This is a genomic window from Streptomyces synnematoformans, from assembly GCF_039531005.1.
Classification (GTDB): domain Bacteria; phylum Actinomycetota; class Actinomycetes; order Streptomycetales; family Streptomycetaceae; genus Streptomyces; species Streptomyces synnematoformans.
Genome location: NZ_BAAAPF010000008.1, coordinates 14,272 through 40,562, shown reverse-complemented (window position 1 = coordinate 40,562; position 26,291 = coordinate 14,272). Strand labels below are relative to the sequence as shown.

The 26,291-nt window shown below is 71.0% G+C and carries 23 protein-coding genes and 2 CRISPR repeat arrays; of the genes, 18 read left to right on the top strand and 5 right to left on the bottom strand.

The genetic code is table 11. The features are described from left to right. Nucleotides 1–23: 23 nt before the first annotated feature. The 7 genes from ABD317_RS03620 (at nt 24) to ABD317_RS03590 (ending at nt 9,005) form a co-directional block, all read left to right on the top strand. Complete coding sequence (locus tag ABD317_RS03620; protein WP_344287738.1) at nt 24–2,792, top strand: AfsR/SARP family transcriptional regulator; 2,769 nt, start codon at nt 24–26, stop codon at nt 2,790–2,792. A 1,167-nt stretch (nt 2,793–3,959) separates the two neighbouring features. Beyond that, nucleotides 3,960–5,000 (top strand): AAA family ATPase, encoded by a 1,041-nt coding sequence (locus ABD317_RS03615; protein WP_425582262.1) that lies wholly within the window; start codon nt 3,960–3,962, stop codon nt 4,998–5,000. Nucleotides 5,001–5,083: 83 nt separating this feature from the next. Then, nucleotides 5,084–6,898: a vWA domain-containing protein gene (locus tag ABD317_RS03610; RefSeq protein ID WP_344287736.1), complete on the top strand. Its 1,815-nt coding sequence runs from the start codon at nt 5,084–5,086 to the stop codon at nt 6,896–6,898. 103 nt (nt 6,899–7,001) lie between these two features. Beyond that, nucleotides 7,002–7,481 (top strand): hypothetical protein, encoded by a 480-nt coding sequence (locus ABD317_RS03605; protein ID WP_344287734.1) that lies wholly within the window; start codon nt 7,002–7,004, stop codon nt 7,479–7,481. Between the two features lie 51 nt (nt 7,482–7,532). After that, nucleotides 7,533–7,874 (top strand): hypothetical protein, encoded by a 342-nt coding sequence (locus ABD317_RS03600; protein WP_344287732.1) that lies wholly within the window; start codon nt 7,533–7,535, stop codon nt 7,872–7,874. 199 nt (nt 7,875–8,073) lie between these two features. Next, the gene (locus ABD317_RS03595; protein ID WP_344287730.1) at nt 8,074–8,292 is read left to right on the top strand and encodes a DUF4314 domain-containing protein; all 219 of its coding nucleotides are present in this window, start codon (nt 8,074–8,076) and stop codon (nt 8,290–8,292) included. A 305-nt stretch (nt 8,293–8,597) separates the two neighbouring features. After that, on the top strand, nt 8,598–9,005 hold the full coding sequence (locus tag ABD317_RS03590; protein ID WP_344287728.1) for a hypothetical protein: 408 nt from the start codon (nt 8,598–8,600) through the stop codon (nt 9,003–9,005). Here ABD317_RS03590 and ABD317_RS03585 read toward each other — a convergent pair. Beyond that, nucleotides 8,971–9,297: an SH3 domain-containing protein gene (locus tag ABD317_RS03585; protein ID WP_344287726.1), complete on the bottom strand. Its 327-nt coding sequence runs from the start codon at nt 9,295–9,297 to the stop codon at nt 8,971–8,973. The two genes, ABD317_RS03590 and ABD317_RS03585, sit on opposite strands and share 35 nt — an antisense overlap. A gap of 315 nt (nt 9,298–9,612) precedes the next feature. On the opposite strand from ABD317_RS03585, the gene ABD317_RS03580 reads away from it, so the two are divergent. From ABD317_RS03580 to cas2, 11 genes are all read left to right on the top strand, one after another. Next, complete coding sequence (locus ABD317_RS03580; protein WP_344287724.1) at nt 9,613–10,041, top strand: hypothetical protein; 429 nt, start codon at nt 9,613–9,615, stop codon at nt 10,039–10,041. Between the two features lie 185 nt (nt 10,042–10,226). Then, nucleotides 10,227–10,484 carry a hypothetical protein gene (locus ABD317_RS03575; protein WP_344287722.1) on the top strand — a complete coding sequence of 86 codons (258 nt, stop codon included), beginning with the start codon at nt 10,227–10,229 and terminating at the stop codon, nt 10,482–10,484. A gap of 296 nt (nt 10,485–10,780) precedes the next feature. After that, the gene (locus ABD317_RS03570) at nt 10,781–11,614 is read left to right on the top strand and encodes a hypothetical protein (protein WP_344287720.1); all 834 of its coding nucleotides are present in this window, start codon (nt 10,781–10,783) and stop codon (nt 11,612–11,614) included. 193 nt (nt 11,615–11,807) lie between these two features. Next, a CRISPR array of direct repeats spans nt 11,808–12,813; the repeat unit is 29 nt; unit sequence GTTGCGAACCCTCCCGGGCTGATGACGAC. 358 nt (nt 12,814–13,171) lie between these two features. Then, the gene (gene cas6 / locus ABD317_RS03565) at nt 13,172–13,861 is read left to right on the top strand and encodes a CRISPR-associated endoribonuclease Cas6 (RefSeq protein WP_344287718.1); all 690 of its coding nucleotides are present in this window, start codon (nt 13,172–13,174) and stop codon (nt 13,859–13,861) included. A gap of 56 nt (nt 13,862–13,917) precedes the next feature. Next, nucleotides 13,918–15,318, top strand: coding sequence for a hypothetical protein (locus ABD317_RS03560; RefSeq protein ID WP_344287716.1), 1,401 nt, complete (start codon nt 13,918–13,920; stop codon nt 15,316–15,318). Continuing rightward, a complete protein-coding gene (gene cas7i / locus ABD317_RS03555) occupies nt 15,318–16,373 on the top strand; it encodes a type I-B CRISPR-associated protein Cas7/Cst2/DevR (RefSeq protein ID WP_344287714.1) in 1,056 nt (351 codons plus the stop codon). The genes ABD317_RS03560 and cas7i overlap by 1 nt, the downstream gene beginning before the upstream one ends. Beyond that, the gene (gene cas5, locus ABD317_RS03550) at nt 16,373–17,089 is read left to right on the top strand and encodes a CRISPR-associated protein Cas5 (protein ID WP_344287712.1); all 717 of its coding nucleotides are present in this window, start codon (nt 16,373–16,375) and stop codon (nt 17,087–17,089) included. Before cas7i ends, cas5 begins: the two co-directional genes overlap by 1 nt. Then, nucleotides 17,071–19,491, top strand: coding sequence for a CRISPR-associated helicase Cas3' (gene cas3, locus ABD317_RS03545; RefSeq protein WP_344287710.1), 2,421 nt, complete (start codon nt 17,071–17,073; stop codon nt 19,489–19,491). Before cas5 ends, cas3 begins: the two co-directional genes overlap by 19 nt. A 14-nt stretch (nt 19,492–19,505) precedes the next feature. Beyond that, nucleotides 19,506–20,018, top strand: a complete 513-nt coding sequence (locus ABD317_RS03540; RefSeq protein ID WP_344287708.1) for a CRISPR-associated protein Cas4 — start codon at nt 19,506–19,508, stop codon at nt 20,016–20,018. A 3-nt stretch (nt 20,019–20,021) separates the two neighbouring features. Beyond that, the gene (cas1b, locus tag ABD317_RS03535) at nt 20,022–21,002 is read left to right on the top strand and encodes a type I-B CRISPR-associated endonuclease Cas1b (protein WP_344287706.1); all 981 of its coding nucleotides are present in this window, start codon (nt 20,022–20,024) and stop codon (nt 21,000–21,002) included. 6 nt (nt 21,003–21,008) lie between these two features. Then, the gene (gene cas2 / locus ABD317_RS03530; protein ID WP_344287781.1) at nt 21,009–21,272 is read left to right on the top strand and encodes a CRISPR-associated endonuclease Cas2; all 264 of its coding nucleotides are present in this window, start codon (nt 21,009–21,011) and stop codon (nt 21,270–21,272) included. 89 nt (nt 21,273–21,361) lie between these two features. Beyond that, nucleotides 21,362–22,248: a CRISPR direct-repeat array (repeat unit 29 nt; unit sequence GTCCTTATCAGCCCTGGAGGGCTCGCAAC). A 382-nt stretch (nt 22,249–22,630) separates the two neighbouring features. Here cas2 and ABD317_RS03525 read toward each other — a convergent pair. The 4 genes from ABD317_RS03525 to ABD317_RS03510 all read right to left on the bottom strand — a co-directional run bounded on the left by ABD317_RS03525 (nt 22,631) and on the right by ABD317_RS03510 (nt 26,258). Next, nucleotides 22,631–23,353: a MarR family transcriptional regulator gene (locus ABD317_RS03525; protein WP_344287704.1), complete on the bottom strand. Its 723-nt coding sequence runs from the start codon at nt 23,351–23,353 to the stop codon at nt 22,631–22,633. Nucleotides 23,354–23,500: 147 nt separating this feature from the next. Then, complete coding sequence (locus tag ABD317_RS03520) at nt 23,501–24,337, bottom strand: hypothetical protein (protein ID WP_344287702.1); 837 nt, start codon at nt 24,335–24,337, stop codon at nt 23,501–23,503. Further along, the gene (locus ABD317_RS03515; protein WP_344287700.1) at nt 24,334–25,269 is read right to left on the bottom strand and encodes a C40 family peptidase; all 936 of its coding nucleotides are present in this window, start codon (nt 25,267–25,269) and stop codon (nt 24,334–24,336) included. Before ABD317_RS03515 ends, ABD317_RS03520 begins: the two co-directional genes overlap by 4 nt. Then, the gene (locus ABD317_RS03510; protein WP_344287698.1) at nt 25,266–26,258 is read right to left on the bottom strand and encodes a replication-relaxation family protein; all 993 of its coding nucleotides are present in this window, start codon (nt 26,256–26,258) and stop codon (nt 25,266–25,268) included. The genes ABD317_RS03515 and ABD317_RS03510 overlap by 4 nt, the downstream gene beginning before the upstream one ends. Nucleotides 26,259–26,291: the final 33 nt, after the last annotated feature.

Sequence of the window (26,291 nt, the reverse complement as noted above, 5' to 3'; positions counted from 1 at the left end):
CGGCGATGAACCACCCTCCACCGTTGCGCCAGCGCCTGACCGCGGCCACCACGGTCACCGGCACCTTGGCCGTCACGCTCGCCCTGCTGGGCGGCATGCCCTGGATCCTGTGGCGCGCCACCGGCCTGCCCTGGCCCGAACGCGTCTCCTCCCTCAGCGAGCTTGCCCAGCGACTGACGCAGCCGGTCAGCGACCCCTTGATGATCGACCTGCTGGCCGTGGTCGGCTGGCTGTGCTGGGCCGCCTTCGCCGCCACCGTGGTCCGCGAAGCCATCTGGTACGCCACCCACCTCCCCCACCTGCTGCGTGACCGTCACGCACACCATGAGCACGTCGCCTCGTTGTCCGTGAAGGGCTCGCTGGCCGCGCTGTGCGTCGGCACCCTGGTCGTCGCCCTGATCGGCCTGTGGCGCCCGCAGACGGTCAGCGCCCAGCAACAGCTCCCCTCGCCGGGCGAGGCGCGGGCACGCACCGCCGTCACAGCGCCTCTCGTCCCCGCCTCTCTCCAGCCGGTCACAACACCCTCCATGGCGGCCTCGGATCCGCTTGTGACAGCCGGCCCCGGGCCGGAGGGTGATGGAGTGTCCCGTACGGACGAGGCCGTCGGGCACATCGAGTACACGGTCGTCGAAGGCGACACCTTGTGGAACATCGCCCACGAACACCTGGGCGACGCGCTCAGATGGCCGCGGATCTACGCGCTGAACAAGGACCGTGTCCAAAGCGACGGAGCCCGGCTCACCGAACCGGACCTGATCCTGCCCGGCTGGCAACTGACCCTCCCCGCCGCCCGGGCCGCCGCCCCACCGCCGCCTCCTCCGTCCACCTCGACGGCCCCCGGGAAGGACGCGCCGCTCACCGAGTCCGCCGAGCCTGCGCCGCCCGTTCCCTCCGAGCACAACGACGCCGACGAGCAGGCGGGGGGTGCACACTCCCTATCCGAGGCCGACCGGCAGAGCGGGGCCGCGGCTCAGCAGACAGGCACACAGGCGCGCCCCGCCGCGATCACCCTCGGGCATGCGAGCCTGATCGGCATCACCACGGCAGCCGGCCTGCTGGCCGCACGCCGCTACTGGCACTTCCACCAACACCGCCGACGCGACCCAGACCGGGATACCGAACCACCCGCCTTGAGCCCGTTGGTGGACAAGGCCGCGCAGGCCGCTCACGCGGCCACCCGTCCCCGACGCCCAGCCGACCCCCACCTTCTGGCTCCCCGCCGTATCCCGCCTCAGCAGCCCCGCACGACCGGGACGGTCACCATCGGCGTCCGCCAGGACGCCGAGGTCCCCCTCGACGAACTGGCCGTGCCCGCAGGCTGCGCCTGGACCGGTCCCGGCGCCGAAGGCGCAGCCCGCGCCCTGCTGGCCGGCGTCCTCACCGCAGCCGAACGCCAGCGCCCAGGACCTTCGCGCGTCACAGCCGTCGTCCCCCGCGACGTGGCCGAGACCCTGCTGCCCTCGCTGCCGGCCCAGTTCACCGCCCTGACCCAGAGCGCCGACCTCGCGGAAGCGATCCGAGCCGGAGAACAGCACCTGATCACCCACGCCCGCCTCCGCGACGAGCAGAACACCGCGCCCGCGGCAACCGCAGACTCCGGCGCGGAGGCCAGGCCGCACACCCTCCTCCTACTCACCACTCCAGACGCCGCCCACACCGGACAGCTCCAGGCCCTGGCCGCCCGCAGCAGCCCCGAAACGCTGATCGTCCTCACCCTGGGCACCGCACTGCCCGGCGCCGACTCCTGGCACATCGCCGACGACGGAACCGTCACCACCAAGAGGCACGGCCGACACCCCGACCCGCTGCGGCTGTTCCACCTCACGCCCGAGGCCGGCCGTGACATGACCGAGGTCCTCCTGACCGCCCACGGGCAGCACCCCCGCCCCCGCAGCCCCTCCACCCCCACCCCGGGCCCGCACGACGGCAGCGAGCCTCCCGAACCCCCGGCCGAGCCCGAGGCCGATGACCCGCCGGTGCGCCCGTACGCGGTCGAAGGCACACGGCCGAAGCAGACCAAGGCCGTGCGCCTCCACGTCCTGGGACCCGTCACCCTCTACGCCCGCGGCCACCACGATCCCGTCGGCACCAACCTGCGCGGCGAGGTCCACGAATTCCTTGCCCTCCTCGCCGCCCACCCCACCGGACTCCTGGCATCCGACATCGCCGACAAACTCCATCTCGCCCCCGGCAGCGACCAAAACGCACTGAAAAACCTCCGCCGTGCCGTGAGACGTGCCCTGCGCGCTGCGACCGGAATCACCGCGCAGGAATTCATCCTCCTTCAAGGGGAGCTTCACAAACTCCATCCTGAACTCGTAGAAACCGACCTCGCGGATTTCAGCGGCAGCCTGAAAGCGACTTTCTCGACCTCCGGCAGAGACGAAGACCTCGACACCGCCCTGGCCGCCGTAGGTGCCGCTCTTCGCCACTACCAGGGCCCATTCGCCCAGGGCAGCGACTACCTATGGGCCGACACGGTCCGAGAACACCTCGCCATGAAGGCCATCGACGCAGCCCTCCGCCTGGCCCACCAGGCCGAGCACGCCGGCGCCACGCCACGTGAGCGCGACGCCGTCCTGCCGCTGCTGGAGCACCTGGGCACCATCCACCCCGACCACGAACGCCTGGCCCAGCACACCATCCGCCTCTACCAGGCCGCCGGACGCCACGACGCTGCCCGGCACATCCACACCCGCCTGACGAGATGCCTCACCGAACTCGGCCTCGAACCCGAGCCGGCCACTCAGGCCCTCATCACCCCCCGCACCCGCCTCCGCCAGACACGGTGAAGTCGCAGTTCACCGACCCGAACACGCCTCGCTGCTCGTTGCGGTGACCTGATGGCGTTCGTCCTGTCGCATCCGGGGCCGTATCTGCCGCCGCTTCCGCGTTCGCCCTTGGATGCGACGCCCCTGTTCCGCCCGAAAGTGCAGGCCAGGCGCCCTGCGAGCCGGTGGCAGGCGAGGGCGACTGTATATCGGTGCAGCAACGCATCCCGATCTGCCAACAGCCGGCGCCCGGCCGTCCCCGCCCCCGCACATCCTGACCCGGCCGCCTGTCACGTCGCGTGACTCCTCCACCTCCTCAGCTTCCATTTCTCACAACCACAAGCCGGCCTGCCCTCGGCCGACCCGGACCTCACGGCCCGTGACACGAGGCGGCCGCCACGGCGTCGCCGGAGGGATGCCGTCATGCCGGGGCGCGTCCCGCGGCACGGTGCAGGGCGACGTGCCCTCTGCGGTGCGGCATGCCGCGCCACGACACCGCAACCGCACCGAGCACGGCGGGGCCCGCCACCGGGCAGGTGCACACCGTGGTCGTACGTCCCGAAGACCGCTGCTGAAACCTGCGCGGTCATAGCCCGGACCCCGGCCACACCGCCGCGCGGCGGGACGCGCCCCGTGCCGGGGGCGCGCCCCCGCTCATGCGTGTCATCGGCGCGCCGAAATCGCCGCGCGCGGGCGCCTGGGAATCGGTCGTCCGGGCCGCCTGTCGCGACGCCTTGCGTCGCGCTTCAGGGAAAACCCCTGAAAAACGGTCGTGAATTCACGAGAATTCCAGCATTCCCAAGCCGAATTCCGGCTTCAAGCGGGACGCGGGTCGAGTTATATTTGAATTGTTCCCGGAAGGGCCGGGAATGAAAATACCGCCGAAGGGGCCTGCCCGAAAACAGATGACGGGTGAAGTCTGCCCAGAGGTCAGCTGTTCTCGAATCCAGATAAAGCGCCCCCCGTTTTCCTGGTGAAAGGAATGTCTCGATGACGAGCACCGCCACGCCCGTGTCCCCGCCCTCCGGCCCCGCAGGACGGCAGGCGACCCCTCCCGCGCCGACCGCCCCCGCGACGCCATCGAGCCCTGTGCCCGCAGCGGGCGCCAAGGCGCGCCCGGGCGAACTGCGTGCGCGTGTCGCCCAGGTGCTGACGGCGAGTCCGGGAAGGGTGTTCACGGTCACGGAACTGGCGCGGCGGCTGGGGCATTCGGGCGGCGCGGTCGGCAACGCGTGCGAGACCCTGGTCAGCCGGGGCGAGGCGGTCCAGTCCGGTTCCAAACCCCGTACGTACCAGGCGACGTCGGCGACGGCCGCCGCAGCCCAGCACGCCGTACTGCCACCTCCGCCGTCTCCGCCCGCCCCGGGCCGAACCCCCCAGGTGTCGCGACAGGGCGTCCGGCAGGCGCCCGCGTCCCCGCCGCCGGGCGGGCGACCGGTGCCGATCGTCCGGCCGAACGGGCAGCAGTACCACCCCCGGGCCCTGGCGCAGATGCCGGACGTGGAGGCGCTGCGGCGGCTGCGCGAGGCGCAGGTGGCGGTTCTGCTGTACGGGCCGCCGGGCACGGGGAAGACCTCGTTGATCGAGGCGGCCTTCCCGGACCTGATCACGGTGGCCGGGGACGGGGACACCACGGTCGGCGACCTGATCGGCGAGTACACCCAGGACGCCAACGGCGGCTACGAGTTCGTCTACGGCCCGCTGGTGACCGCCATGACCGAGGGCCGGGCCCTCCTGCTGGACGACGCCACGCTGATCTCCCCGAAGGTGCTGGCAGCCCTGTATCCGGCGATGGACGGGCGCAGGCAGATCCAGGTCAAGGCGCACAAGGGCGAAACGATCACCGCGGCCGACGGCTTCTACGTGATCGCCGGGCACAACCCGGGCGTCCACGGCGCGGTCCTCACCGAAGCCCTCGCCTCCCGGTTCAGCGTGCAGATCCAGGTCGGCTCCGACTACGACCTGGCCGCCTCCCTGAAGATCAACCGGGCCGCGGTGCGGATCGCCCGCAACCTAGCCACCCTGCGGCAGGCGGGCGATGTCGGCTGGGCGCCCCAGCTACGCGAGTTGATCGCCTTCCAGAAGATCGCCGACGTCCTCGGCAGCGAGGCGGCCTTCGCCAACCTGGTCGGCGTCGCCCCGCTGGAGGACCGGGACACGGTGACCGAGATCGTCACCAAGGCCCTCGGCCACCCGGTCACCGCCCTGGCCCTCGGCCGCCAGCTCTAACCCCCCGCCCGGGCCCCGCCGAGCGCCGGGCCCGGGCCACCCAACCCCCGAAAACCCTCTCCTGAAAGGGACCCGTATCCGCCATGCCGACCCATGCCCAGACCCACGTCCAGCACACCCCGCCCGCTCTGTCCGAAACCGAACAGGCCCTGGTCCGCTGGGAGGACGACGGCGGCCCCGCCTTCGAACCCCCGCCCGCACCGCAGGCCGGACACTGGCTGCGCATCGCCGCCGCCCTGACCGAACGCCTCCCGGAGCTCGCCGGACGCGAGGACGTGATCGTCACCTGCGAACACGGAACCCGCTCCGGCGCCCCCGCCGCCTTCTACCCCACCACGGCCCAACTGGAGATCGACGCCGCCCTCTTCGCCCCGCTGGCCCCCGCCGCCATCGACCCCGCCCGGGTCGGCGACGAGGAGAACTACCCCGTCGCCTGGGGCGCCCTCACCCACGAGGCCGCCCACGCCGCCCACAGCCGCTGGACCACCCCGCCCCCGCAGCGCGGCACGGCCCTGGACACGGCGGCCCAGCTGCTGGAGGAATCCCGCGCCGAACACGCCCACCTTTCCCGCCGCCCCGGCGACCGGCCGTTCCTGCGGGCCGCCGTCCACACCCTGATCCTCGACGACTTCACCAGCCAGACCCCCACCGACCGGTGGCAGGCAGCAGCGGCAGCCGGACTGATCCTCGCCCGCCGGGACGCCGGAATCCTCGACGACGACGAGACCGACGCACTGCAGACCACCGCCACAGCCATCCTCGGCACGGACCTCCTCGACACCCTCGCCGCGATCTGGACAGCCGCCCACGCCACCGCCGACGAGGACGGCCAGAGCATGCTGGACCACGCCCGCGCCTGGTGCCAGGCCCTCGGCACCGACCCGACCGGCCCGGAACCGGCCCCCGACCCCGCCGCCGGGAAGCAGGGCGAACTGGCCGAGGCGATCGGCAAGGTGACCGCCGCGGTAGCCGCGAACGAAGCCGCCCAAACCGCAGCACAGGAACAAGCGGCAGCCGCCCAAACGGCCCGGACACGCGCGACGGCCGCCCGGGCCGCCCATGCCCGGCAAGCCGCGCAGACCGCCGAGAAGGTCTTCGCCCCCGGCGCACGCCCCTACACCCCCGGCAAGGCGACATCCCGCAGCAGCCGCTCCCCGGTGACCGGCACCCGACAGCCCACCCGCGCCGAGAAGGCCGCTGCCGGACACCTCGCCCGCGCGCTGCGGGCCGCCGCCTACCGGGAACGCACCACCACTCAGACCGCCTCGGCCGTCCCGCCCGGACGCCTGAACATGCGCCAAGCCCTCGCCCGCGACGCCCAGAAGGCCGCAGGAGCTATCCCGACGGCGACCCCCTGGGTGCACACCGTGCACCGGGCAGGCGCGACCCCGCCGCTGCGCGTGGGCATCGCGGTGGACGTCTCCGGCTCGATGAGCATCGCCACCGCGCCGATCGCCTCGGCCGCCTGGATCGTGGCCAAGGCCGCCGCCCTGACCGACTCCGACTCCCGCAGCGCGACCGTCGCCTACGACAAGTCGATCACCGCGATCACCGCACCGGGCCGTACCCCCGCCCGGGTCACCGAGTTCGACGCCAGCGGGAGGGGCCACAGCCTCGGCGAGGCCATCGACGCCCTGGAGGCGGGAGCAGGTCTCACCCAGCCCGGGGCGGGACGCCTGCTGGTGATCGCCTCCGACGGCATCTACGGCGCCAAGGAAGCCGACCGGGCGGCCGGGCGCATCGCCGCCCTGCGCAAGGCCGGGTGCGCGGTGCTGTGGCTCGCCTTCGCCCCCGACCCCCTCCCGCTGCCCGGCACCACCCTCGTGGAACTCACCGACCCCGCCCAGGCCGCCGCCGCGATCGGCAAGGCCGCCACCACCGCCCTCGCCCGTACCTGACCCGCGGTGTGGGGCCGCCTCCAGCGGCCCCACACCGCCCACCCACCGGTCACCGCCGCATCCCGGCCCGGCGACCACCACCACCCGCAAGGAGACCCACGCCATGAACCCGCTGACGCCGACTCAATGCCGCCAGGTCGTCCGCGACATCCTCCTGCAAGTCCGTACCGCGCTGGACGTCGTACCCGGCACCCGACAGCCCGCACTGACCCAGCTACTGGACGAGGCCGCCGTAGCCGTCTGGCGCGCTCACCACCCCACCCGACCCCCGGCAGGGCAGGCCGCCTCATGGCTGGCCGCCGAGGCAGCCTTCCGCCTCGCCCGCGCGAAAGGCTGGCAACCGGCCGGACTGACCGACCCCGAACTGCCGCAGATGCTCGCCCGCCTCGACGACCTCGCACCCATCGTCCGCGTCCGCCTGCTGGCCACCGCCGCCGACCACACCCTGCCCCGCGTCCGCGCCTCCGGCCAGAACCCGCGCTCCCACATGCGACCCGGGCCCTGCCCCTGCCCGTGCAACAACGCCGCCACCACCGCGCCGTGCGGCTGCGGCCACCGCGGCTGCGGAAACCGGCGCCGCTAGAAACCCCGACGCCCACCACCCCACACCCGCGAAGAAACAGGAGAAACCGACATGACACCCGACAGCCCCGACGCCCCCGGCCGACCCGGCTACGCCGACGTCGCCGACCCGGTCACCGGAGAGGTCCGGCTGTGCGCCAGCCTCTGCGCCACCTGCATCTTCCACCCCGGCAACCAAGCGGACCTCCTACCGGGACGGGTCGCCCAGATGGTCCGCGACGCCCGCGCCTGCGCAGGACACATCCCCTGCCACTCCACCCTCGACACCCCCGCCCCGGCCATCTGCCGCGGCTACGCCGACGGCCCCGACCGCGGCGCCAGCCTCACCCTGCGCCTGGGCCGCGCCCTGAACACCCTCATCGAGATCACCCCGCCCGATCACCCGGTGCCGTGAGGAGCCATCAGCCGCACGGGGCAGCCGCCGGCCGCCCCGTGCGACGACCGTCAACGCCGAAGGCGTCGGTTCCTGCAGCGAATCCTCCATGGCCTCGGCATGGAAACCACCGCCCCCTGTCACTCACCCCGGGCACGGCCGTTGATCACCACGAGGACGACATCCCGAAGCGAACAACCATCCGCAGGAGGTAACAATCATGTACGGCCGACACGGTGACCGTGTGACTCTCGTGCGCACCAGCGACCCCTACACCGAGTTGCGTCCCGGTGCCACAGGCACCATCCGCCGCTGGGACGCCCGGCACAGGCAACTTCACATCGACTGGGACTGCGGCTCTACCCTGTCCATGCTCCCGGACGAAGGCGACGAAGTCCGCCTGATCACCTCCCAGAAGAACCCAACGAGCACGTCGTAGCAGGACGTGGCGATGCTGCCGGTGGCACCCGTGTTGCTCGGCGGTTGGGATGCCCAGCGCGGCTGCGTGCACGATGCCGACGACCCGTCCCACCGGTTCCCGGCGGGACGGCTCGCCCTCGCCCACGGTCCGACGGCGGCGGCCAGGCTCACCGCCCGTACTTCGCCCGGCACAGTTCGACGATCGACGGATCCACCACTCCGTCAGCCGCACGGCATGCCTTCCGCAGGTCGTACGACGGCGCTGCAGTCCGCGGCCGGGCCCGCGGCTGCGGAGGGCGCGCAGCCCCACGCCGCTGCGGAGTCGTGGCAACCTCCGTAGCCCGCGCCTTCGGAGCGGCAGTCGGAGGGGCCGGGGCAGCAGCGGCCGGCGAGGACGGACGCGACCCCGACGGCTCCCTCCACACCGGGCCACCCGCGCCGGCCGCCGTCTCGCCACCACTGCGCGCCGCCGCGGGAGCACCCGTACGCCGCGGCGTACGGGACGACGTCGGGTCCGGCTCGGTGAGCGCCACCTCCTCACTCACCGGCACCGGCTGCGCGCTGGTCGGCGCAGGCGACCGCGGTCTCACCTCCGGAGAAGTCCCCGTGACCGACACGCATCCGGTGGTGCCCAGCACCGCCACCGCGCAGGCCACGACCAGCCAGCAGTGCACCACCCGGCCCGGCACGCACACCCTCACTGCCGGTAGAGGTCGCCACAGTCGAAGATGATCCAACCCGTCCGCGACTTGCCGCCCTCCTTGAACCGGATCCGCAGATGTGACCAGTTCTCCGTACGCTGCAACAGCCGCACCCGCTCACCGCGGTGCACGACGCCCACAAGGGGAGAACTCTTCCGCGGCTTCTTCCGGACATTAGCCGCCGAGCAGGTCACCTTGATCATCGGCCGCGCATAGCGGTCCGCTGCCACTGAGGACGGCGCCGCTGGGACAGCAGGAACGGCACCGACCAGCACGACGCCGACCGTGATCGCCGACACCGCCATACGAGAGATCATTTTCATCACGCCAGGCCAACCCCGGCATGATAGGAGAGTCACGGGGCCCGCGCAGAGATCACCCGCGTGGAATGACTGACAACCCCGTTTCGTCGACGTCGCAGTCATCCTTCCCGCTTATCCGGTAGTTGGAGATCCCCGGCGATAGCGGCTACTGGATCGATCTCCAGTCCGTGACACCCCGCCGCGCCCGCGGCAATACTTGATCCACCAATAAAACATGGTTCAATAAAAGTGTTCTAAAGGGGAGGGCAACCCCCGGCCGAACACCTTGGGCGGACCGGCCCGAGGAACCCCCTTCACAGCAAGGAGCGTCACCGCATGGACGACCTGAACGAGCCCGCCATCCCCCGCATCCCGCGCCAGCGGCGTGCCACCGACAACCAGGCCGACACCGCTACACCCACCGCCGATGCGCCTGACCGGTTCGTGATCGGTGAGCGCGAGTACTGCGTGCGCGACGCCGTGAACGAGGTCTGGGACCGGCGGATCGGAGGGCACGTGTACCGCTTCGGCCACCTCGACCAGGGCGACCTGAGGCGGGAGAGGATCCTCATCGCCCGCCGTTCGCCCGACGGCAGCCGCACCGAAGCAATCCGCACCATCCGGTGCCGGGACATCGTCACGCGCAGCATCCTGCGAGAGGCCCAGCGGCTCGACACCCTGCACAGCGACAACGAGGCCGCCTACCGGGACGGTGCCGTGCGGCTCATCAGCCGACTGGCCGCATACGCCCGCCGATACCTGTGACCCGAGGCCGGGGCGGCCGGGCAACGCCGCCCCGGCTCCGGCCCACACCCTTCTCGACGAACCCGGGCTCCAGGCCGGGCCGGACAACCCCTGTACGGCCCGGGTCGCCCCCGGTTCCCAGCACGACTCGGCGGAGGGCAACCCGCCGAGTCACGACACACCCCTTCACGACCAAGGAGCAATACATGACCACCGACACGCAGGCCATGAAGAAGGCCGCGACCTGGCTGCACACCAACAGCGACACGCTCGCCGAGATGCTGCGCTTCTACAGCGAGCGGATGGGAGAAAACGCCGACACCCTGGAGGACCTGGCCGCCAGGGGCGGCAACGCACTCATCACCGCCAGCGCAGCCGCCGCACTCGCCGCCGACTTCGAACAGCGCCAGCAGCACACCATGCGCCTGCAGACCGAGCTGTACGAACTCCACCACGGCGAGTAGCCGATCACCGGCGGCCCGCCGCAACACCCGCGGCGGGCTGCCCCTACGGGCTCCCCGGGGGAGCACACCGAAGTTCTCAACCCGCCGGGCCGGCCCGCCACCTGCCTCTCCAGGACACGCCAGACCGAACCCGGCCTGGCTCGACACCCGCCCCACACACGGTTCAATAAGGTGGTCGGTGCAAGCAGCTGCACCGCTACGGCGGGCAAGGGTGACGCCCGGGCGCAAGTGGGCAACCGCGCGCCGGGCGTCGGGCTCCCTTCACAAGGAGCCCAGCCAGCATACGAGGACGGCGCATGATCACCATCGACGGCAGGCGTGTCCTCTCCCGCCGCGACATCCACCAGCGGCATGGCTACGCCCTCAGCACCCTGGAACGCTGGTGGGCCCAGCGCAACACCAACGGCCACCCCGACGCCGTACGCCTCCACGGCACCCTCTACTGGTACGAGGACAGTTGGGAAGCGTGGGACAAGAAGCGACGCACCCCTGAGGGCATGCTCACCCGAGCTGAGCTCGCCGAGAAGACCGGCTACACCATCCGCTACCTCGAACAACTCTGGCGCGAGCGCAACACCAACGGACACCCCCCGGGAACGCGCATCGGGGGCCGCCTCCGCTGGAACGCAGAGGTGTGGGACGACTGGAACCGCAATCGGCTGCAGATCGACGACGTCGAGCAGCCCGCTGCGCACGATGCCGCGGACGACGACCTCATTGGACCGGCCGAGTTCTCACGCATCCTCGGACACGCGGACACCAGCACCGTCAGCAAGGCCGTCAAGACGCCACCACCCGGCTGGCCCGAACCCGACGAATGGGAAGACCTCCCCAGCGGCCGCAAGCGCCCGAAATGGCGACGCTGGCGTGCCCTCGCCTACCGCGACCACCGCGCTGACCGCCCCATCCGCCGAGGCCGCCGACCAGGCAGCCGCAACGCCCGCTACCCGTACGCCGGCGACCCCCGCCTCACCCTCGCCCGCCAACTCCTCGCCGAACGCTCCGACGCTACCAACGCCGAGCTGATCGACGATCTGCAGAGGCGCTCCGATCCGCCGCCGAGCAGCTACAGCACTTGGACCAAGATCCTCACCAGCGCACGCAGCCATCCCCAGGAGGAAGACGACTGACAGCCAGCCCTGTGCATACCGATCCCCGACCGACCGCCGGCCTGATCCCAGAACGCGCAGGATGGCAAGCCAACGTCTTCAATCCCGACCGGCAGTCTCGCTGATCACTTCCGTGGATTGGAATTTCGTGTTTCCAACCGCCCCGGGCTGAGGATGCCGCGGTCTACCTCTGGTGGAAGCCGGTCGAGAATGTGTTGCGAGCCCTCCAGGGCTGATGACGACCTGGACGTCGGCGTCGGGGTGCTTGTCGCCCCAGGGTTGCGAGCCCTCCCGGGCTGATGACGACATGCGCGCCCTCCTTGATCCCCTCGGGTGCCCCACCGATGCGAACCCTCCCGGGCTGATGACGACCGGCGGGCGCCTCGCGCAGCCTGGCGAGGAGGTCATGTTGCGAACCCTCCCGGGCTGATGACGACCGCGGCCTTCCTGGACGAGAAGGCGCCCGGCTGGATGTTGCGAACCCTCCCGGGCTGATGACGACGGAACTGCAGGTAGGCGTTGCGCAGAGGGGCGGAACGTTGCGAACCCTCCCGGGCTGATGACGACCGGCGCCGCCGCTGGTGCTGGGCGAGGCGCTGCCGGCGTTGCGAACCCTCCCGGGCTGATGACGACCGCGCACTGTGGGACGACGAACTCCAGCCCATCCGCGTTGCGAACCCTCCCGGGCTGATGACGACTTCCGGTACTGGTGGTTGCGGTCCATGCCGACCGCACGTTGCGAACCCTCCCGGGCTGATGACGACCGGATGACCTCGAAGCGGAAACTCATCCCGGAAACGTTGCGAACCCTCCCGGGCTGATGACGACCGCCTCACGGGGCTCCGCCTCCCTCACGGTCACGTGTTGCGAACCCTCCCGGGCTGATGACGACGCGGGTATGCGTCGGCTGACTGGTATGAGCTGACGTGTTGCGAACCCTCCCGGGCTGATGACGACGTGATGGCCGCGAACCCTATCGGGCTGGTCATCGTTGGTTGCGAACCCTCCCGGGCTGATGACGACGGGGCGTCCCCGCCCTCCCCGCGGTCTGCGACGGAATGTTGCGAACCCTCCCGGGCTGATGACGACCGGTGGGCGGCCCTCCGGGGATGCGGCGGCCGTTTCGGTTGCGAACCCTCCCGGGCTGATGACGACCAACACCGCGGTGACCGCGGAGGCGCGCGACAACGCGTTGCGAACCCTCCCGGGCTGATGACGACCCGATGGTAAAGCCCCTGGTGAGAGGCATGCTTGTTCGTGGTGATGGAGGGAGTTCTGCAGGGACTCGTCGGTAGTGCATCACCGCAGGTCATGGCGTTTTGTTCTTCCGCGCCTCGTTGCGGGACGCTGAGCGCGATCCCTACCAGGGGCGGCTGTCGGTGGCATCTCCGAGCGTGATCGGGGAGCAGGTCTCCTGCTGTCAGCCCGGTGTTCGTTGTTAGCCAACGCCTCTATATCACGATCTGGAGATCAAGTGATTTGTATGGAGAAAGGCGGTACTTGGAGTCGGGTGGCGGTTAGTCTGCGGCGCGTGTTCGGGTTGTTGGTTTGTGTGGGTTGTGTCGGGGGTGGGTTGAGGTGCGGGTGAGGGTGGATGTTGCTGCCGACGTGCCGAGTTTGCGGTGGGGGGATGTGCACGGGCCGGCGCGGGGTGTGGTGTACGGGTTGTTGAGTGATCACGATCCGGGTTTGGCGCGGGAACTTCATGATGAGGGCTGGGGTGGGCATCGGCTGAAGCCGGTGGGGGTGACGAGTCCGCAGTTCACGGGTGCGCCGCGGAGGCGTGGGGTGTACACCACGTCGGATTCGGGTTCGGTGTGGTTCGGCTCGCCCGTGCCGGAGATTGCGTCTGCGTTGGTGGCGTCGCTGGCCGGGCGGGATGAGCTGGTGTGGGGCGGGGCGCGGTTGCGGGTGCGGGGGTTTGCGCTGGAAGGTGCGGCTGCGGTGGTCGAGGGGGAGGTGGAGCTGGCGACGGCGACGCCGGTGATCGTGCGGCATGAGGGGCGGGAGCTTCTTCCGGGGGATGAGTGGTTTGTGGAGCGGTTGCTGCACAACCTGGTGCACAAGGCGGATGTGCTGGGGTTGCCGGCGCCGCGGGGGTTGAGGGTGTTGGAGGCGGGGCCCAGGCGGCGGTTCGCGGTGGGCGGGGCGCCGCGGATCGGGGCGCAGGTGCGGGTGGCGCTGGATGCCGATGCCCGGTTCGTTGCGGCGCTGCGGTCGTGGGGTTTGGGCTTGGATACGTTGCAGGGCTTCGGGTGGATCCGGTGAGCGCGCCGGATCGGGCTGTCGGCGCGGTGCCTTCGGCTGCTGGGGAGTCGGCCGGTGTGCTGACGGCGACGGGGCATCCGTTGCAGCGGGCGGGGGCGTGGGCGGTGGCGGTGATGGCCGGCCGGTCCGAGCCGGAGCTGGTCACTGCGGCTGATCTGGACGGTGTGGTGGAGGCGGTGGTCGCGGACGCCGTTGCGGCGGCGGTCGCGGGCAAGGATGCGGCGCGTTACGCGTGGTGGAAGGTGCTGTACGCCCTTTACCCGAACTCGAAGGTGACGCACGCGAAGCGCCCCAAGGACGCGGCCGTGCTCACAGCGGGGATGACGGAGCTGTTCGTCCCGGACGATGCGGAGGGGGAGCGGTGGCCGTGCGCGCTGTGCGGCGCGGTGGCGTCGGTGGTGTGGGCGAAGTCGACGTTGCCGATGTTCGATACGAACAAGGCGCTGAACACGCTGCCGCCGGGGGTGTCCGGCTGGCCGGTGTGCCGGGGGTGCCGGGTGGCGATGTGGGCGTTGCCGTACGGGGCGTGGGTGACGGCCGGTTCGGCGACGGTGCTGTCGTGCGTGCAGCGGCAGGCGGAGCGTGAGTTCGCCGAGCACAACGTGCAGCGGGCGAAGCGGATGATGCATGCGGGGGCGTCAGGTATGGCGGCCGATGCGAGTCCGGAGTTGGTGGTGGTGCGGGCGTTGCGTGCGTTGGGTCCGGGGCTGGCGGCGACGACGTTGTGGAGTTTCAAGAACGACAACCAGGAGCCGTGGGTGCGGGTGACTCGTACCCGGCGGGCGGTGCCCGTCTTTCTTGCTTCGGTGAGCGGCAACGCGCCTCTGCGGCGCGGCTGGCAGCTGCTGGCACACCACCTGAAGCGCGAGGACGCGGACGGTCAGGTAACGGCGTACGGGGCTGCGGAGGCGGCGCGGTTGCTGTTCGAGGCTGAGGACGGCCGATCGCGGTCGCTGTTGCGGCAGGTGTACGAGCTGCTGTGGGAGACGGAGCGCTGGACGGCTGAGGACCGGGCGGCGCTGACCCGGCTGGCATTCGTTTACGAGAAAGAGGTGCACGGCGTGGAGCCGGACCTGAGCAAGGTGGCGACGTTGATCGCCGATTGGATCGAGCACGGAAGCAGCAGTCCGCGGGGACAACTGGCCGAATACCGAAAGGCCGCGCTGAATGGTTACCGCCTGGGTGAACTGCTGCTTGAGGCATCGTTCCGTCTCAAACTCGACGGCCGGCCCGTCGCGATCGTCCCGGAGGAGTGGCGGCTTGTCGTGCAGCAGCGCTCTCGTGCTTGGGAGCAGCGCGTTCTGCTCGCCGCTGAGGTCTTGCGGCTGCTCCAGGACCGCGGCGTAGAGGTGGGCAAGCAGCCTGACGACCCGGCCGAGCGGGAGCTGACCGAGCAGAGGGTGCAACAGCCGATCCTGGCGCCTGAGGACCACGACTTTCACTTCGGAGCGGCGTGATGACGTATCTGGCAGGCAAGATGGTGCTCGCGATCGAGGCTGGCGCCCCGAACAACGGCCGCGGCGAGGATACGACGGCGCGGGTGAAGCAGGCGTGGGTCCGCGGGGGAAAATACCCGTATGTCTCGGCGCAGGCCGTGCGCCGCTGGATCCGCGACGGCATGGTCGAGCAGGGCGCGGTTCCCTCGCCGGTGACCCGGGTGGGCAAGGCGCAGGGCCGGGCCCAGAAGGCGAACACCGCCGCCGACCCGATCAAATACGCGGATGACGACCTGTTCGGCTACATGAAGGCAGGGGCCAAGAAGGACGACGCGGCCACCACGCTGCGCGACTCGCCATTCCTGATGGGCACGTTGCTCTCGGTTGCGCCGGTGCGGCCGACGCAGGACTTCGGCGTGATGTCGCGCGGGGTTATCGAGCCCGTGCTGCACGGCCACGAGTTCTACAGCACCGATCTGGCGGCGCCGTTCCTGCTCGACGTACCGCGGATCGGCACGTTCACGATGCCGAACACCGATGGCGTGGGGCGGCCGAACTATCTGACGAAGGAGCAGGCACTGGCGGTTGCCGATGCCGCGGCGGCGGGGGCCACCGATGTGCTCTTTCGGGACCAGCCGGCGTTGCGGTTGCCGCTGGAGGTGCGCCGGGAGCGGGCCGCGCTGCTGCTGGAGGCGATCGCCGGCCTGAGCGGCGGCGCGAAGCAGGCGCTGCACTACGGCGACCGCATCCCCTCGCTGCTGGTGCTCATCCCGTTCGCCGGCGGGATCAACCCGCTGGCCAACGTCATCGACGGCGACGAGGAGGGGCTGCGGATCCGCGGGTCGGTGCTTCAGCGGGAACTGGCGGCCTGGCAGGGGGAGTGGGAGGCGCCGGTGCGGATCGGCTGGCGGCCGGGGTTCCGCGACGACCTGCGGGAGGAATTCGACAAACAGTGCGCAGCTGAGCTGGCCGACGGCACCATCGTCATCGACCATCCCCGCACCGTCCTGCGTGACCTGGCAGGTGAGCTGCGCTCCGGGCAGCGGGACGCCTGGTTCGACGACCCGGCCCGGTGATGGCTGCTGCCGAGGGGGCACTGCCGGCGTGGCGGCTGGAGTTCTACGCCCCGGTGGCGTCCTTCCGTGACCCGTTCTTCCCCGGTCTGTCCCGGTGCCTGCCCATCCCGCCGCCGTCGACGGTCCGCGGCCTGCTGGCCGCGGCCACCGGCGCCCCCGCCGAGCCGCTGGCTTTCGGTATGGCCGCGTGGGCCGATGGGCAGGGGGTCGACGCCGAGACCTATCACCCGATCGACGCCACCGGCGTCAACCCCGCAGCCGGCGGGCGGGTACGGGCCGGCAAGGGCGGCACCACCGTCCGCAACCGGCCGTTCCTGACCGGGGTGCACCTGACCGTATGGCTGCCCGGCGAGGAAGGCGACCGTATCGCCGGCGCGTTTCGCCGCCCGCGCTGGCCGCTGCGCCTGGGCCGCTCCCAGGACCTGGTCCATCTCCAGCAGCGCACGCAGGTGATGCTGCACCCCGCAGGCGAGGCCGGTGTCGTCGGCCACGCGCTGGCCCCGGACGGCGGGCACGACGCGCCGGAGGCTTTCGACCAGCGGATGGCCGCGTCGATCTCCACCGACCGCAGGGTCACCCGCTGGGCCGACTACCTGTGGTGCGACGTCCCGGCCGGCCGCCACCCGGTGCGCGACGCCTACCTCGATCCCGGCTACGACGACGACACCGACCCCGGACTCGGCAAGGGAAGGGCACTGTGGCTGCTGGCCCCGTAAACACGCCACCGCGACCGCGTCGGCAGCTCACCGATCTACGGGCCAAGTCCACCCCGGCCGACGACCCTGAGCGGCTGACCACTCACTCGCGGACCGTGCACGACAGGGTCGACGAGATCGAGCAGCGCATCGCCTCCGTGGGCCTCATCGCCACCGAACCCGCTTTCTGGCCCCGGATCCGCCGGGCTGGTCTGCTGCACGACACCGGGAAGATCGCCGAAGGCTTCCAGCGGCAGGTGGAACCCGGTGGAGCCGTCTGGGGCGAGCGCCACGAGGTGCTCTCCCTGGCGTACATCGACCTGCTGGCCACCGCCGCCGGCTGGAGCCCGAAGGACCGGCTGATGGTCGCCACACTGGTGGCCACCCACCACCGGCCCCTGCACGCCTCCTCCGCAGGTACCTTCGGCAAACATCCCCTGGCCTGGGACTACAACGCCCAGACCGAGTGGGAGAAGGTGTTCGGCATCACGCCCGGCCCGGCACCAGGACAGAGCATCGTTCAGGTCCCGGGCTTCCTGCACCGGGAGCTCGTGGCGTGGCTGAGCGGCTTCCTGCACACCGACCCGCCCGCACCGCCCGAGGAGCCCGTGACGCTCGCGCAACGTGCGCGGGACCTGCTGGAGCTGCTGCTGGAGACCTGGCGCCGCGACGTCGCCGAGGAGGACGGCCTGCTCGCCGTCCTCGCCCAAGGCGCGCTCACACTGGCCGACCACGCCGGCTCCGCCCACCAGCACCTGCAAACCCACCTGCCGCTACGTCCCGACTACCTCGACCACCTGGAATATCAGCCCTACCCCCACCAACAGCAGGCCTCCGCCACCAACGGGCACCTGATCCTGATCTCGCCGACCGGCAGCGGCAAGACCGAAGGCGGCCTGGCCTGGGCCGCCGGCCAGCTGCCGGCCATGCCTGGCCTACCCCGCCTGGTGTGGACGCTGCCGTATCGCGCCTCGCTCAACGCCATCCGGCTGCGCTTCGTCGACACACTGGTCCCCGCACCGGACGAAGAGCAGGCGGACATCGGTCTGCTGCACGGCACCGTCGCCCAGACCCTGCTCGCCGAGACCCTCGACGACGACTGCGCCCCCGACCCCCAGCAAACCCCGGGCGACCACGCCCGCAAGGCACGCGCCCAGGCCGCGGCGATGCGCCTGTTCACCCAGCGGCTGCGGGTCGCCACCCCGCACCAGCTCCTGGCCGGCGCCATCGCCGGCCCGGCCTACTCCTCCAACCTTCTGGAACAGGCCAACGCCCTGTTCGTGCTCGACGAGCTGCACGCCTACGAACCCGACACCTTCGGCCGGCTGTGCGCGGCCATGCGCCTGTGGGAACGCCTCGGCAGCCGCTTCGCCGTGCTCTCCGCCACCCTCGCCACCGCGATGACCGACATCATCGAAGAGAGCGTCGAACAGCCGGTGACCATCCACCGGGCACCCCCCGGTACCAGCCCCGTACGCCACCGCCTCGTCCTCGACGACGAACCCATCACCGCCGCCACCAGCATCCAGCGGCTACAGGGATGGCTGCACCAGGGGCACAGCGTCCTCGTCGTGGTCAACACCGTCGCCGACGCCCAGGAACTGTTCACCCAGCTCGCCGACGCCGCCCACGCGGCACACCCTGACGACCCCCACGCCGCGCTGTTGCTGCACTCCCGGTTCACCGGCCGTGACCGCAACGCGATCGAGAACGCCCTCCTGGACCGCTACCCCGAACGGCCCCGTACTCCGCGACACGGCGGGCTGGTCGTGGCCACCCAGGCCGTGGAGGTCTCGCTGCAACTCGACTTCGACCGCGGCGCCGTCCAGAACGCCCCCGTCGAAGCCGTCGCCCAGCGCGCCGGCCGCGTCAACCGCCGCGGGCTCCACCCCGACGGCGCCGTGGAGTTCCGCGTCCACCGCACCACCACGCACCTGCCCTACCCCGCCGGCGCCGTCGACGCCTCCTGGTCCGCCCTGACCACCCTCGCCGACAACGGCACCGCCACCCTCACCGAACAGGACATCGACACCCTGCTCACCCACGCCTACGCCACCGACTGGGGCCTGCAGTGGGCAAAGGACGCCCGCCACCACCGCGACGCCTTCGCCGAGCAATTCCTCCGCTTCACCGACCCCTTCCACGACCGCAGCGAGTACGCCAGAACCCTCACCGAGCAGTTCGACAGCGTCGACGTCCTGCACTCCGAACACGCCGAGGAATACGAAAGGCTGCTGAGAGACGAGGACGGCGACCCTCTCCTCGCCACCCAGCTGCTCATCCCGCTGCGCGCCCACCAGCTGAAGGCGTACGGCAGCAAGCTGGGCCAGCGCGACAAGCGCCTGAAGGTCCACCTCATCAACGGCCTCTACGACAGCACCCTGGGCCTGCGCCCGCCGCCACCACAGGAGACGATCTTGTGAACCCACCCGCTCCCGTGCCTGCGGACCCCGACGACGAGCGGACCGGGCTCGGCGGCGTCCACCTCAAGTACCTGCACCACTGCCCGCGGCAACTATGGCTCTACGGCCGCGGCTACCGCCCCGAGCACACCAGCGACCTGGTCGCCTTCGGCGAAGCCGTCAACGACACCACCTTCACCCGCCGCCGCGACGTCGACCTCGGCGAGGCAAGCATCGACTGGGTCACCACCGGCGCCACCGTCCACGAGACCAAATCCTCCCGCACCCCGTCACCGGCCCACGCCGCCCAGGTCCGCCACTACTGCCTGCTGCTCGAACGACGCGGCGTCGCTGTACGCGGCGGCACCGTCCACTACCCCCTCATCCGCCGAACCACCGACGTCCCCTGGAACGACGACGCCCGCGCCCAAGCCGAAGCCGACGAGGACCAAGCCCGCGCCGTACTGGCCGCACCCACCGCACCCCCACGCCTGCCGCGCAACCAGTGCCGCGGCTGCTCCTACCGCGACTACTGCTGGGGAGAATGACCCATGGCCGCCGCCGGCCGCACCTACTGGCTGACCGAGCCCTGCCGCATCCGCCGCGAAGACAACAGCATCCGCATCGAACGCCCCGACAACAGCCCCGTACACATCCCCATCACCGACATCCGCGACCTGGTCGCCTTCGACCACGTCGACATCAACACCTCCGCCCTGTCGCTCCTGAGCCGCCACGGCGTCACCCTGCACGTCCTGGACCACTACGGCAACCACGCCGGACACTTCGCCCCAGCCGAATCCATGGCCTCCGCCGCCGTCATCCGCCGCCAGGTCGAGATCACCGCCGACCCCGAACAGCGCACCGCGATCGGCCGCGCACTGGTCCTGGCCGCCGCAGAGAACGTCCGCTGGGCCCTGGACACCGACCACCTCGACCCGGCACTCCACACCCTCCGCACCGCCCTGCCCGACTGCACCGACAGCGACACCCTCATGGGCCAGGAGGGCAACTTCCGCCGCACCGGCTGGGCCGTCCTCGACACCCAACTACCCGCCTGGCTCCGCATCAACGGCCGCACCCGACGCCCGCCCACCAACGCCGGCAACGCCTTCATCAGCTACCTCAACTCCCTCATCTACTCCCGCGTCCTCACCGCCCTGCGCGCCACACCCCTCCACCCCGCGATCGGATTCCTCCATGCCGACACCGACCGCCGACGTAACACCCTCGCCCTCGACCTCGCAGAACCCTTCAAACCACTATTCGCTGAACGCCTCCTCAAACGCACCGCCCACCAAAAGCACCTCAAACCCAGCGACTTCGAAACCGACGTCGGCAAAGCCGCCCTCAGTAAGAACGGCCGCAAGAAGGTAGCAGCGCTCGCTCGCGAGGAATTCGCCACCACCATCTACCATCGCAGCCTCAAGCGACAGGCCAGCTACGAAGAACTTATCCACCTCGAAGCGCTGAAAATCGTCCGCCTCTGCCTCGAAGACAAGCCGTATAAACCGTTCCGCCCCTGGTGGTGACAAGCCATCTTCGTCATCCTCGTCTACGACACCGCAGTCGAACGCAACCCACACGTCCTCAAAACCTGCCGAAAATACCTCCACTGGACCCAGCGCAGCGTCTTTCAAGGTGAGCTCAGCGCCGCCCAATACCGAGCCCTCACCACAGCCCTGCAAGCCGCAATTGACCCCGAATGCGACAGCATCATCACCTACACCACCCGATCGCCAGACCTGATCTCCACCTCCACCCTCGGCGTCGCCCTCGCTGACACGGACGACATCATCTGACCAGCGACGCTGCATCACCGCACACCCGCCGCAAAACTCCGCCTTCATCAGACCAGCACACCTACTGCGACCTGCTGTTTTACCCTCGGGTCCTTATCAGCCCTGGAGGGCTCGCAACAAGGACGCGTTGCCGGGGCGGTCGCGGCCTGGTGGAGGGGGTCCTTATCAGCCCTGGAGGGCTCGCAACCCGACGAGGCCAGGTCCAGGGCGGCCCGCCTGCTCCGTCCTTATCAGCCCTGGAGGGCTCGCAACCGACCTGCTGCGGCGGCCGGCCTTCTCCTACTTCACGTCCTTATCAGCCCTGGAGGGCTCGCAACTTGTACGTCCGCTTCAGAACCGGGTCGTCCGGGTTCGCGTCCTTATCAGCCCTGGAGGGCTCGCAACTCGACCGACAGGCCCCAGCGGGACTTGGTCGCGACGTCCTTATCAGCCCTGGAGGGCTCGCAACGTGTTGGGGGCGAGTTGGTTGATCTTCCAGGCGGCGGTCCTTATCAGCCCTGGAGGGCTCGCAACCGGGTCACGGGCTCCGCGCCAGCACGAGACATTCCGCGTCCTTATCAGCCCTGGAGGGCTCGCAACACGGCCGTACGGAGGGCTGGCTGTTCTGCACCGCGTGTCCTTATCAGCCCTGGAGGGCTCGCAACATCCCGACCGGCCGCCGGTATCCGGTGATGTCCGCCCGTCCTTATCAGCCCTGGAGGGCTCGCAACGTGGCGAGACCGAGGCGCACGGTGGCCTGCTTGACGGTCCTTATCAGCCCTGGAGGGCTCGCAACGCGGCCGGCCCGGCTGCGCGACCGGCGGCGTGGTGCGTCCTTATCAGCCCTGGAGGGCTCGCAACGCGATGCGGACGGTCAGCAGCCAGCAGATGAGCCGCAGTCCTTATCAGCCCTGGAGGGCTCGCAACGTGGGAGGGTTAGCGGCCCTCCCACCGGCCGCCCCTTGGCGGTCCTTATCAGCCCTGGAGTGCTCGCAACCGGCGACCGAGGTGCAACGCTACGACGCGGTCATCGTCCTTATCAGCCTGGAGGGCTCGCAACTACTTCAGGGCGAACTCCGGCACGTACCGCTGCATCGTCCTTATCAGCCCTGGAGGGCTCGCAACAGCCGGCCGCGGACGTGGAGCAGACCCTGCGCGAACGTCCTTATCAGTCCTGGAGGGCTCGCAACGGCCACCGCCGCTCCATCGGAGTCGGCGTGTGCATCCTCATAGCCCTCGCGGGCTCGCAACATCATCTCCGCCGTCTACAGAGCAACGGCCGCGAAGGTCGTCATCAGCCTTGGCGGGCTCACAACCACTGTGAGATAGACCGAAGCTGCGCCCGCCGTGGTGCGGCGGGCACAGCGGCGGAGGGGGTGTCAGTGGGCGTCGGCGGCCCCGGCTTCGGTCAGGCGGTAGCGGCGGGGCGTGTCGGTGACCTGTTCGGCGAGCCCCTTGGTGGTCAGGGTGGCCAGGGCGTTTGCGATTGCCCCGGAGCTCCTCTCGATTGCCCGGCTGATCTGCGTGGCGGTGAAGGCCTCGGTGGGGTGCGCTTGCAGGTGACTGAGAACCTGCTTACGCAGGGCCCCGGGCGCCAGCCGGCCGGTACGAGGGGGCGTCGTGGGTCGGGTGTCCGGCGCCGGGTCGGCAGATGGTTTCGGGCTGCTGGGGGTGGCGTTGTGGCCGTCGTCGACGGCAGCTGCCGTGTCGTCGGCGGGGTGGGCGGTGTCGGGAGATCCGTCGGCCTCGTTCTCGTTGGTGTTGCTCTCGGCGTTGGTCGGGGTGGGGTTCGGCTCGGTGTGTTCCGCGGTGTCGGGTCCGGCCGCTCGTTCGGGGGCGGGTTCCCAGCGGTCGGGGGTGCGGCGTCCGCCTTCGAGCTGGCCGCGGGTGCGTACGGCGAGGCCGCACTGTTCCAGGTGTGCCAGGGCCTTGGTGGCGGTGGAGCGGCCGAGTCCGGTGGTGCGGGCCAGCTCGGCGGCGGTGCACTCGGTCTTGCCCGTGAGGGCGGCGAACACGTCCGCGGCGGGGCCAGGCAGTCCCGTGGCGTCTTGGGCGTCCGGCCCGGGGCTCGGGTCGCGGTGGGGGGTTGGCTGGTTCGTCATGGAGTGGGACCTCCCGTGGTGGTTCGGTGGGTGGACCCCGGCCGGGGTGCGGCCGCGATGGGGTGGCCGCGTGGGGTGCCGGTGCGTGCGCATCGCGGGTGATTCCGGTCGTCCCGCGACCATGGACGCTCGACTCTTGGGTGTTCGTCAAGCGCCGGATCTCTCCTGGTCAAAGAGATGTCGGGGTGCGGTGTCGGGTGCGGGTGCACCCGCTGGGTGCGCGTTGTCCAGGCGGGTGCGCAAGGTGCGGGCGCGCTCCTGTCCGAGGTGCAGCTGGCGACGCAGCTGGCGGATGGAGATGGGTTGGCCCGTTCGCTCCCGCCATGCGGTGTCCAGGGCCATGGCGCGCGCGAACAGTTCGCCGTCGGCGGGGTGTACGTGACGGGGGCGGGGGCGGGAGCCGGCCGCGCTGGGGCGCACCCGGGTGCCGGTGGTGGTTGCCGGGGCGGGGTGCGGTGGTCCGGCGGTGGCGGCTTTGTGCGGGATCGGAGGCGGGTGCGTGGTGGTCCGGGGTGGATCGGACGCGGGTGCGGGCGGGGTGCGGTGGTGTACCTCGGTCAGCAGGCGGCGGTAGGCGGCGATGGTCTCGGCCAGGGCGATCAGCAGCAGCGGGGGCGTCAGGTGGAGAAGTACCGCGGCTGGGTCCGCCTGGCGGGGGAGGCCGATGCGTCCGTCGGGCCACAGCGAGGCCCAGGTGTTCATGAGTGCTGCGCACAGGCCGGTGCCCCAGCGCATGGTGGTCGACCAGGCCGGCGGGGTGAGGCCCCAGCCGGCTAGGCGGGAGTCGGCGTAGAGGGTGCCGGCCAGAGCGATGCTGATTATGGGGTCCAGCAGGATCGCGATCGGCAGCGGGATGCCGCGGCTGGTGGCGAAGCCGGTGACGTTGACTGCGGTGAACACCAGCGCCAGGAATCCGACCGCGCACAGCACCGCGGTGAGCGCGCGCAGCATCCGGGCTGCCTCTTCGGGCGGTGGTCCGTTCACCGGCGGCCCTTGCCGGCCGCGGGGCGGGTCGCTCCCTGGTAGGTCGGCCTTTGAGTGCCGGCTGGGCCTTCGCGTACGACGGCTCCGGGCCGTGGGGCGTCGATCGCGCGGCTGGAGCCGCTGTAGAGGGCGACGTGGGTGATGTGCCCTGTACCGGTGCCGAAGAACAGGAGGTCCCCGGGAAGCAGCGGAGCACCGCGGGGTACGCGTGGGCCGTGGCGGTACTGGTCCTGGGCGACGCGGGGCAGGGTGATGCCGGCGGAGGCGTAGGCGGCCTTGGTCAGTCCGGAGCAGTCGAAGCCGCCCTCGGCCGGGCTGTCGCCGCCCCACACGTAGGGCGCGCCGAGCTGGGCGCGGGCGAAGGCGACCGCCTCGGCCGCGGCCCCGGTTCGGGCCGGGGCGGCGGACTCGTACCTGTCGGCGATGGCGAGGACACGGTTCACGTATGTGTCGGAGTGGTTGTAGTGCCAGATGGCGCGCCGTAGGTTCTGGCCGTTCTTGGCGCCGTTGGCGCACAGCAGCCGGGCGGCGGCGTAGACGGCGTCGACCGGGTCCCAGGGTGTCGGCGGTTTCTTCCCGCCCGGCGGTACCGGATGGGCGTACTGCCTGAAGGTGGAGGGGAGGAACTGCATCGGCCCGACCGCGCCCGCCGAGGACTTCATGGTGGGGTGGCGCGCGTGGTCGGACTCGACCTTGCCGATCGCGGCGAGGACCGCCCATGACAGGCCCGGGCACTCCTTCGCGGCGCGCTGGTAGAGGGCGAGCAGGTGGGCGGGGATGTCTGCCAGTGCGTGCTTGCTCGGCGAAGCCGCCACGTTGCCGCCGGAGGACAGACCGCCCAGCAGCGCGGCGATGACGACGGCGACCAGCAGCGGGAGCGCGAGGATCGCGCAGCCGATACTTCCGGTGGTCTTGGCGAGCAGCGAGGTCACGAGCCCGCCCCGGTGGCGGGCGGGAGCGGGGGTACGGGGAGGGTGAGGGCGGTGTCGGCGTCGGTGGGCTCCAGTTCGCAGGCCGGGCTGAGCCGGGGCCACCGGGTGGCGAGGTGGGTGAGGGTGGTGCGCCGCGTGTCTCCGGGGGCCAGGGGGCTCCACCAGGGGCCCCAGGGTTCGGTGGTGGTGAAGTCCGCGGACGAGGTGGCGATGTTCAGGTCCAGTTCGCGTGCGGCGGTGGCGAGGCGGCGGCGCAGGGCCTGGTCGCGGGAGGCGGTGCGGGTGTGGATGAGCAGGGCCGGCCGGGCGCTTGCCGTGGTGGTGGTGAAGGCGGCGTAGCCGGTGAGTTTCGCTTCGACGCGGGACAGGGGCTGGCTGCCGGTGTCGTATTCGAGGAAGAACGGGAGCAGCAGGTCGCCGTCGGCGTAGTGGGCGTAGGCGTCGGGGCGGACGATGTCGCCCCAGCGGCGGGCGCAGGAGCGCTCGGAAAGCCACAGCGGCAGTCCGGTTGTGGCGGCGGTGCGGCCGTGGGCGGCGAGGTGCACGAGGAGTTCGTTGACGCCGAGGTCGTGGCCGAGGGAGGGGCTGTAGGCGACGCGGCCGGTGTGGCTGGGGCGCCAGCCCAGGTCGGTGAGGTCGCATCCGGCGTGGGCGGCGAGTACGGCGGCGCCGGCCGGGCCGAGGGTGTAGTGCTCGGGGGCGGAGCCGGTCTGGGTGAGGGGGCGGAAGGAGTCGAGGACGGCGTGGTGGTGCAGGGTGCGCAGGCGGCGCTGGGCGGAGCGCAGGGAGGTGTAGGCGAGGCTGGCGATCTGGTGGGTGGTCAGGACGCGGTGTTCGTTCAGCATCCGGGTCAGCCACAGGTCGCGGGCGGTGAGGATGCGGGAGAGGGCGGCGATGTCGGTGTGCGGGGTGGTGCGTCGGCGGGTGGTGGCGGCGCGGGCGGTGTAGCGCGAGCCGGGGCCGGAGGCCGGGCGGGGGAGTGCGGGCATGCTGGATCTCCACCAGGGGTGTGGGGCGGGAGG

Excerpts from the sequence above, each read along its gene's own strand:
- ABD317_RS03610 (WP_344287736.1), top strand. The coding sequence starts at position 5,084 with ATGCCGACCCATGCCCAGACCCACGTCCAGCACACCCCGCCCGCTCTG.
- ABD317_RS03605 (WP_344287734.1), top strand. The coding sequence starts at position 7,002 with ATGAACCCGCTGACGCCGACTCAATGCCGCCAGGTCGTCCGCGACATC.
- ABD317_RS03600 (WP_344287732.1), top strand. The coding sequence starts at position 7,533 with ATGACACCCGACAGCCCCGACGCCCCCGGCCGACCCGGCTACGCCGAC.
- ABD317_RS03595 (WP_344287730.1), top strand. The coding sequence starts at position 8,074 with ATGTACGGCCGACACGGTGACCGTGTGACTCTCGTGCGCACCAGCGAC.
- ABD317_RS03585 (WP_344287726.1), bottom strand. The coding sequence starts at position 9,297 with ATGAAAATGATCTCTCGTATGGCGGTGTCGGCGATCACGGTCGGCGTC.
- ABD317_RS03580 (WP_344287724.1), top strand. The coding sequence starts at position 9,613 with ATGGACGACCTGAACGAGCCCGCCATCCCCCGCATCCCGCGCCAGCGG.
- ABD317_RS03575 (WP_344287722.1), top strand. The coding sequence starts at position 10,227 with ATGACCACCGACACGCAGGCCATGAAGAAGGCCGCGACCTGGCTGCAC.
- ABD317_RS03570 (WP_344287720.1), top strand. The coding sequence starts at position 10,781 with ATGATCACCATCGACGGCAGGCGTGTCCTCTCCCGCCGCGACATCCAC.
- cas7i (WP_344287714.1), top strand. The coding sequence starts at position 15,318 with ATGACGTATCTGGCAGGCAAGATGGTGCTCGCGATCGAGGCTGGCGCC.
- cas5 (WP_344287712.1), top strand. The coding sequence starts at position 16,373 with ATGGCTGCTGCCGAGGGGGCACTGCCGGCGTGGCGGCTGGAGTTCTAC.
- cas1b (WP_344287706.1), top strand. The coding sequence starts at position 20,022 with ATGGCCGCCGCCGGCCGCACCTACTGGCTGACCGAGCCCTGCCGCATC.
- ABD317_RS03525 (WP_344287704.1), bottom strand. The coding sequence starts at position 23,353 with ATGACGAACCAGCCAACCCCCCACCGCGACCCGAGCCCCGGGCCGGAC.
- ABD317_RS03510 (WP_344287698.1), bottom strand. The coding sequence starts at position 26,258 with ATGCCCGCACTCCCCCGCCCGGCCTCCGGCCCCGGCTCGCGCTACACC.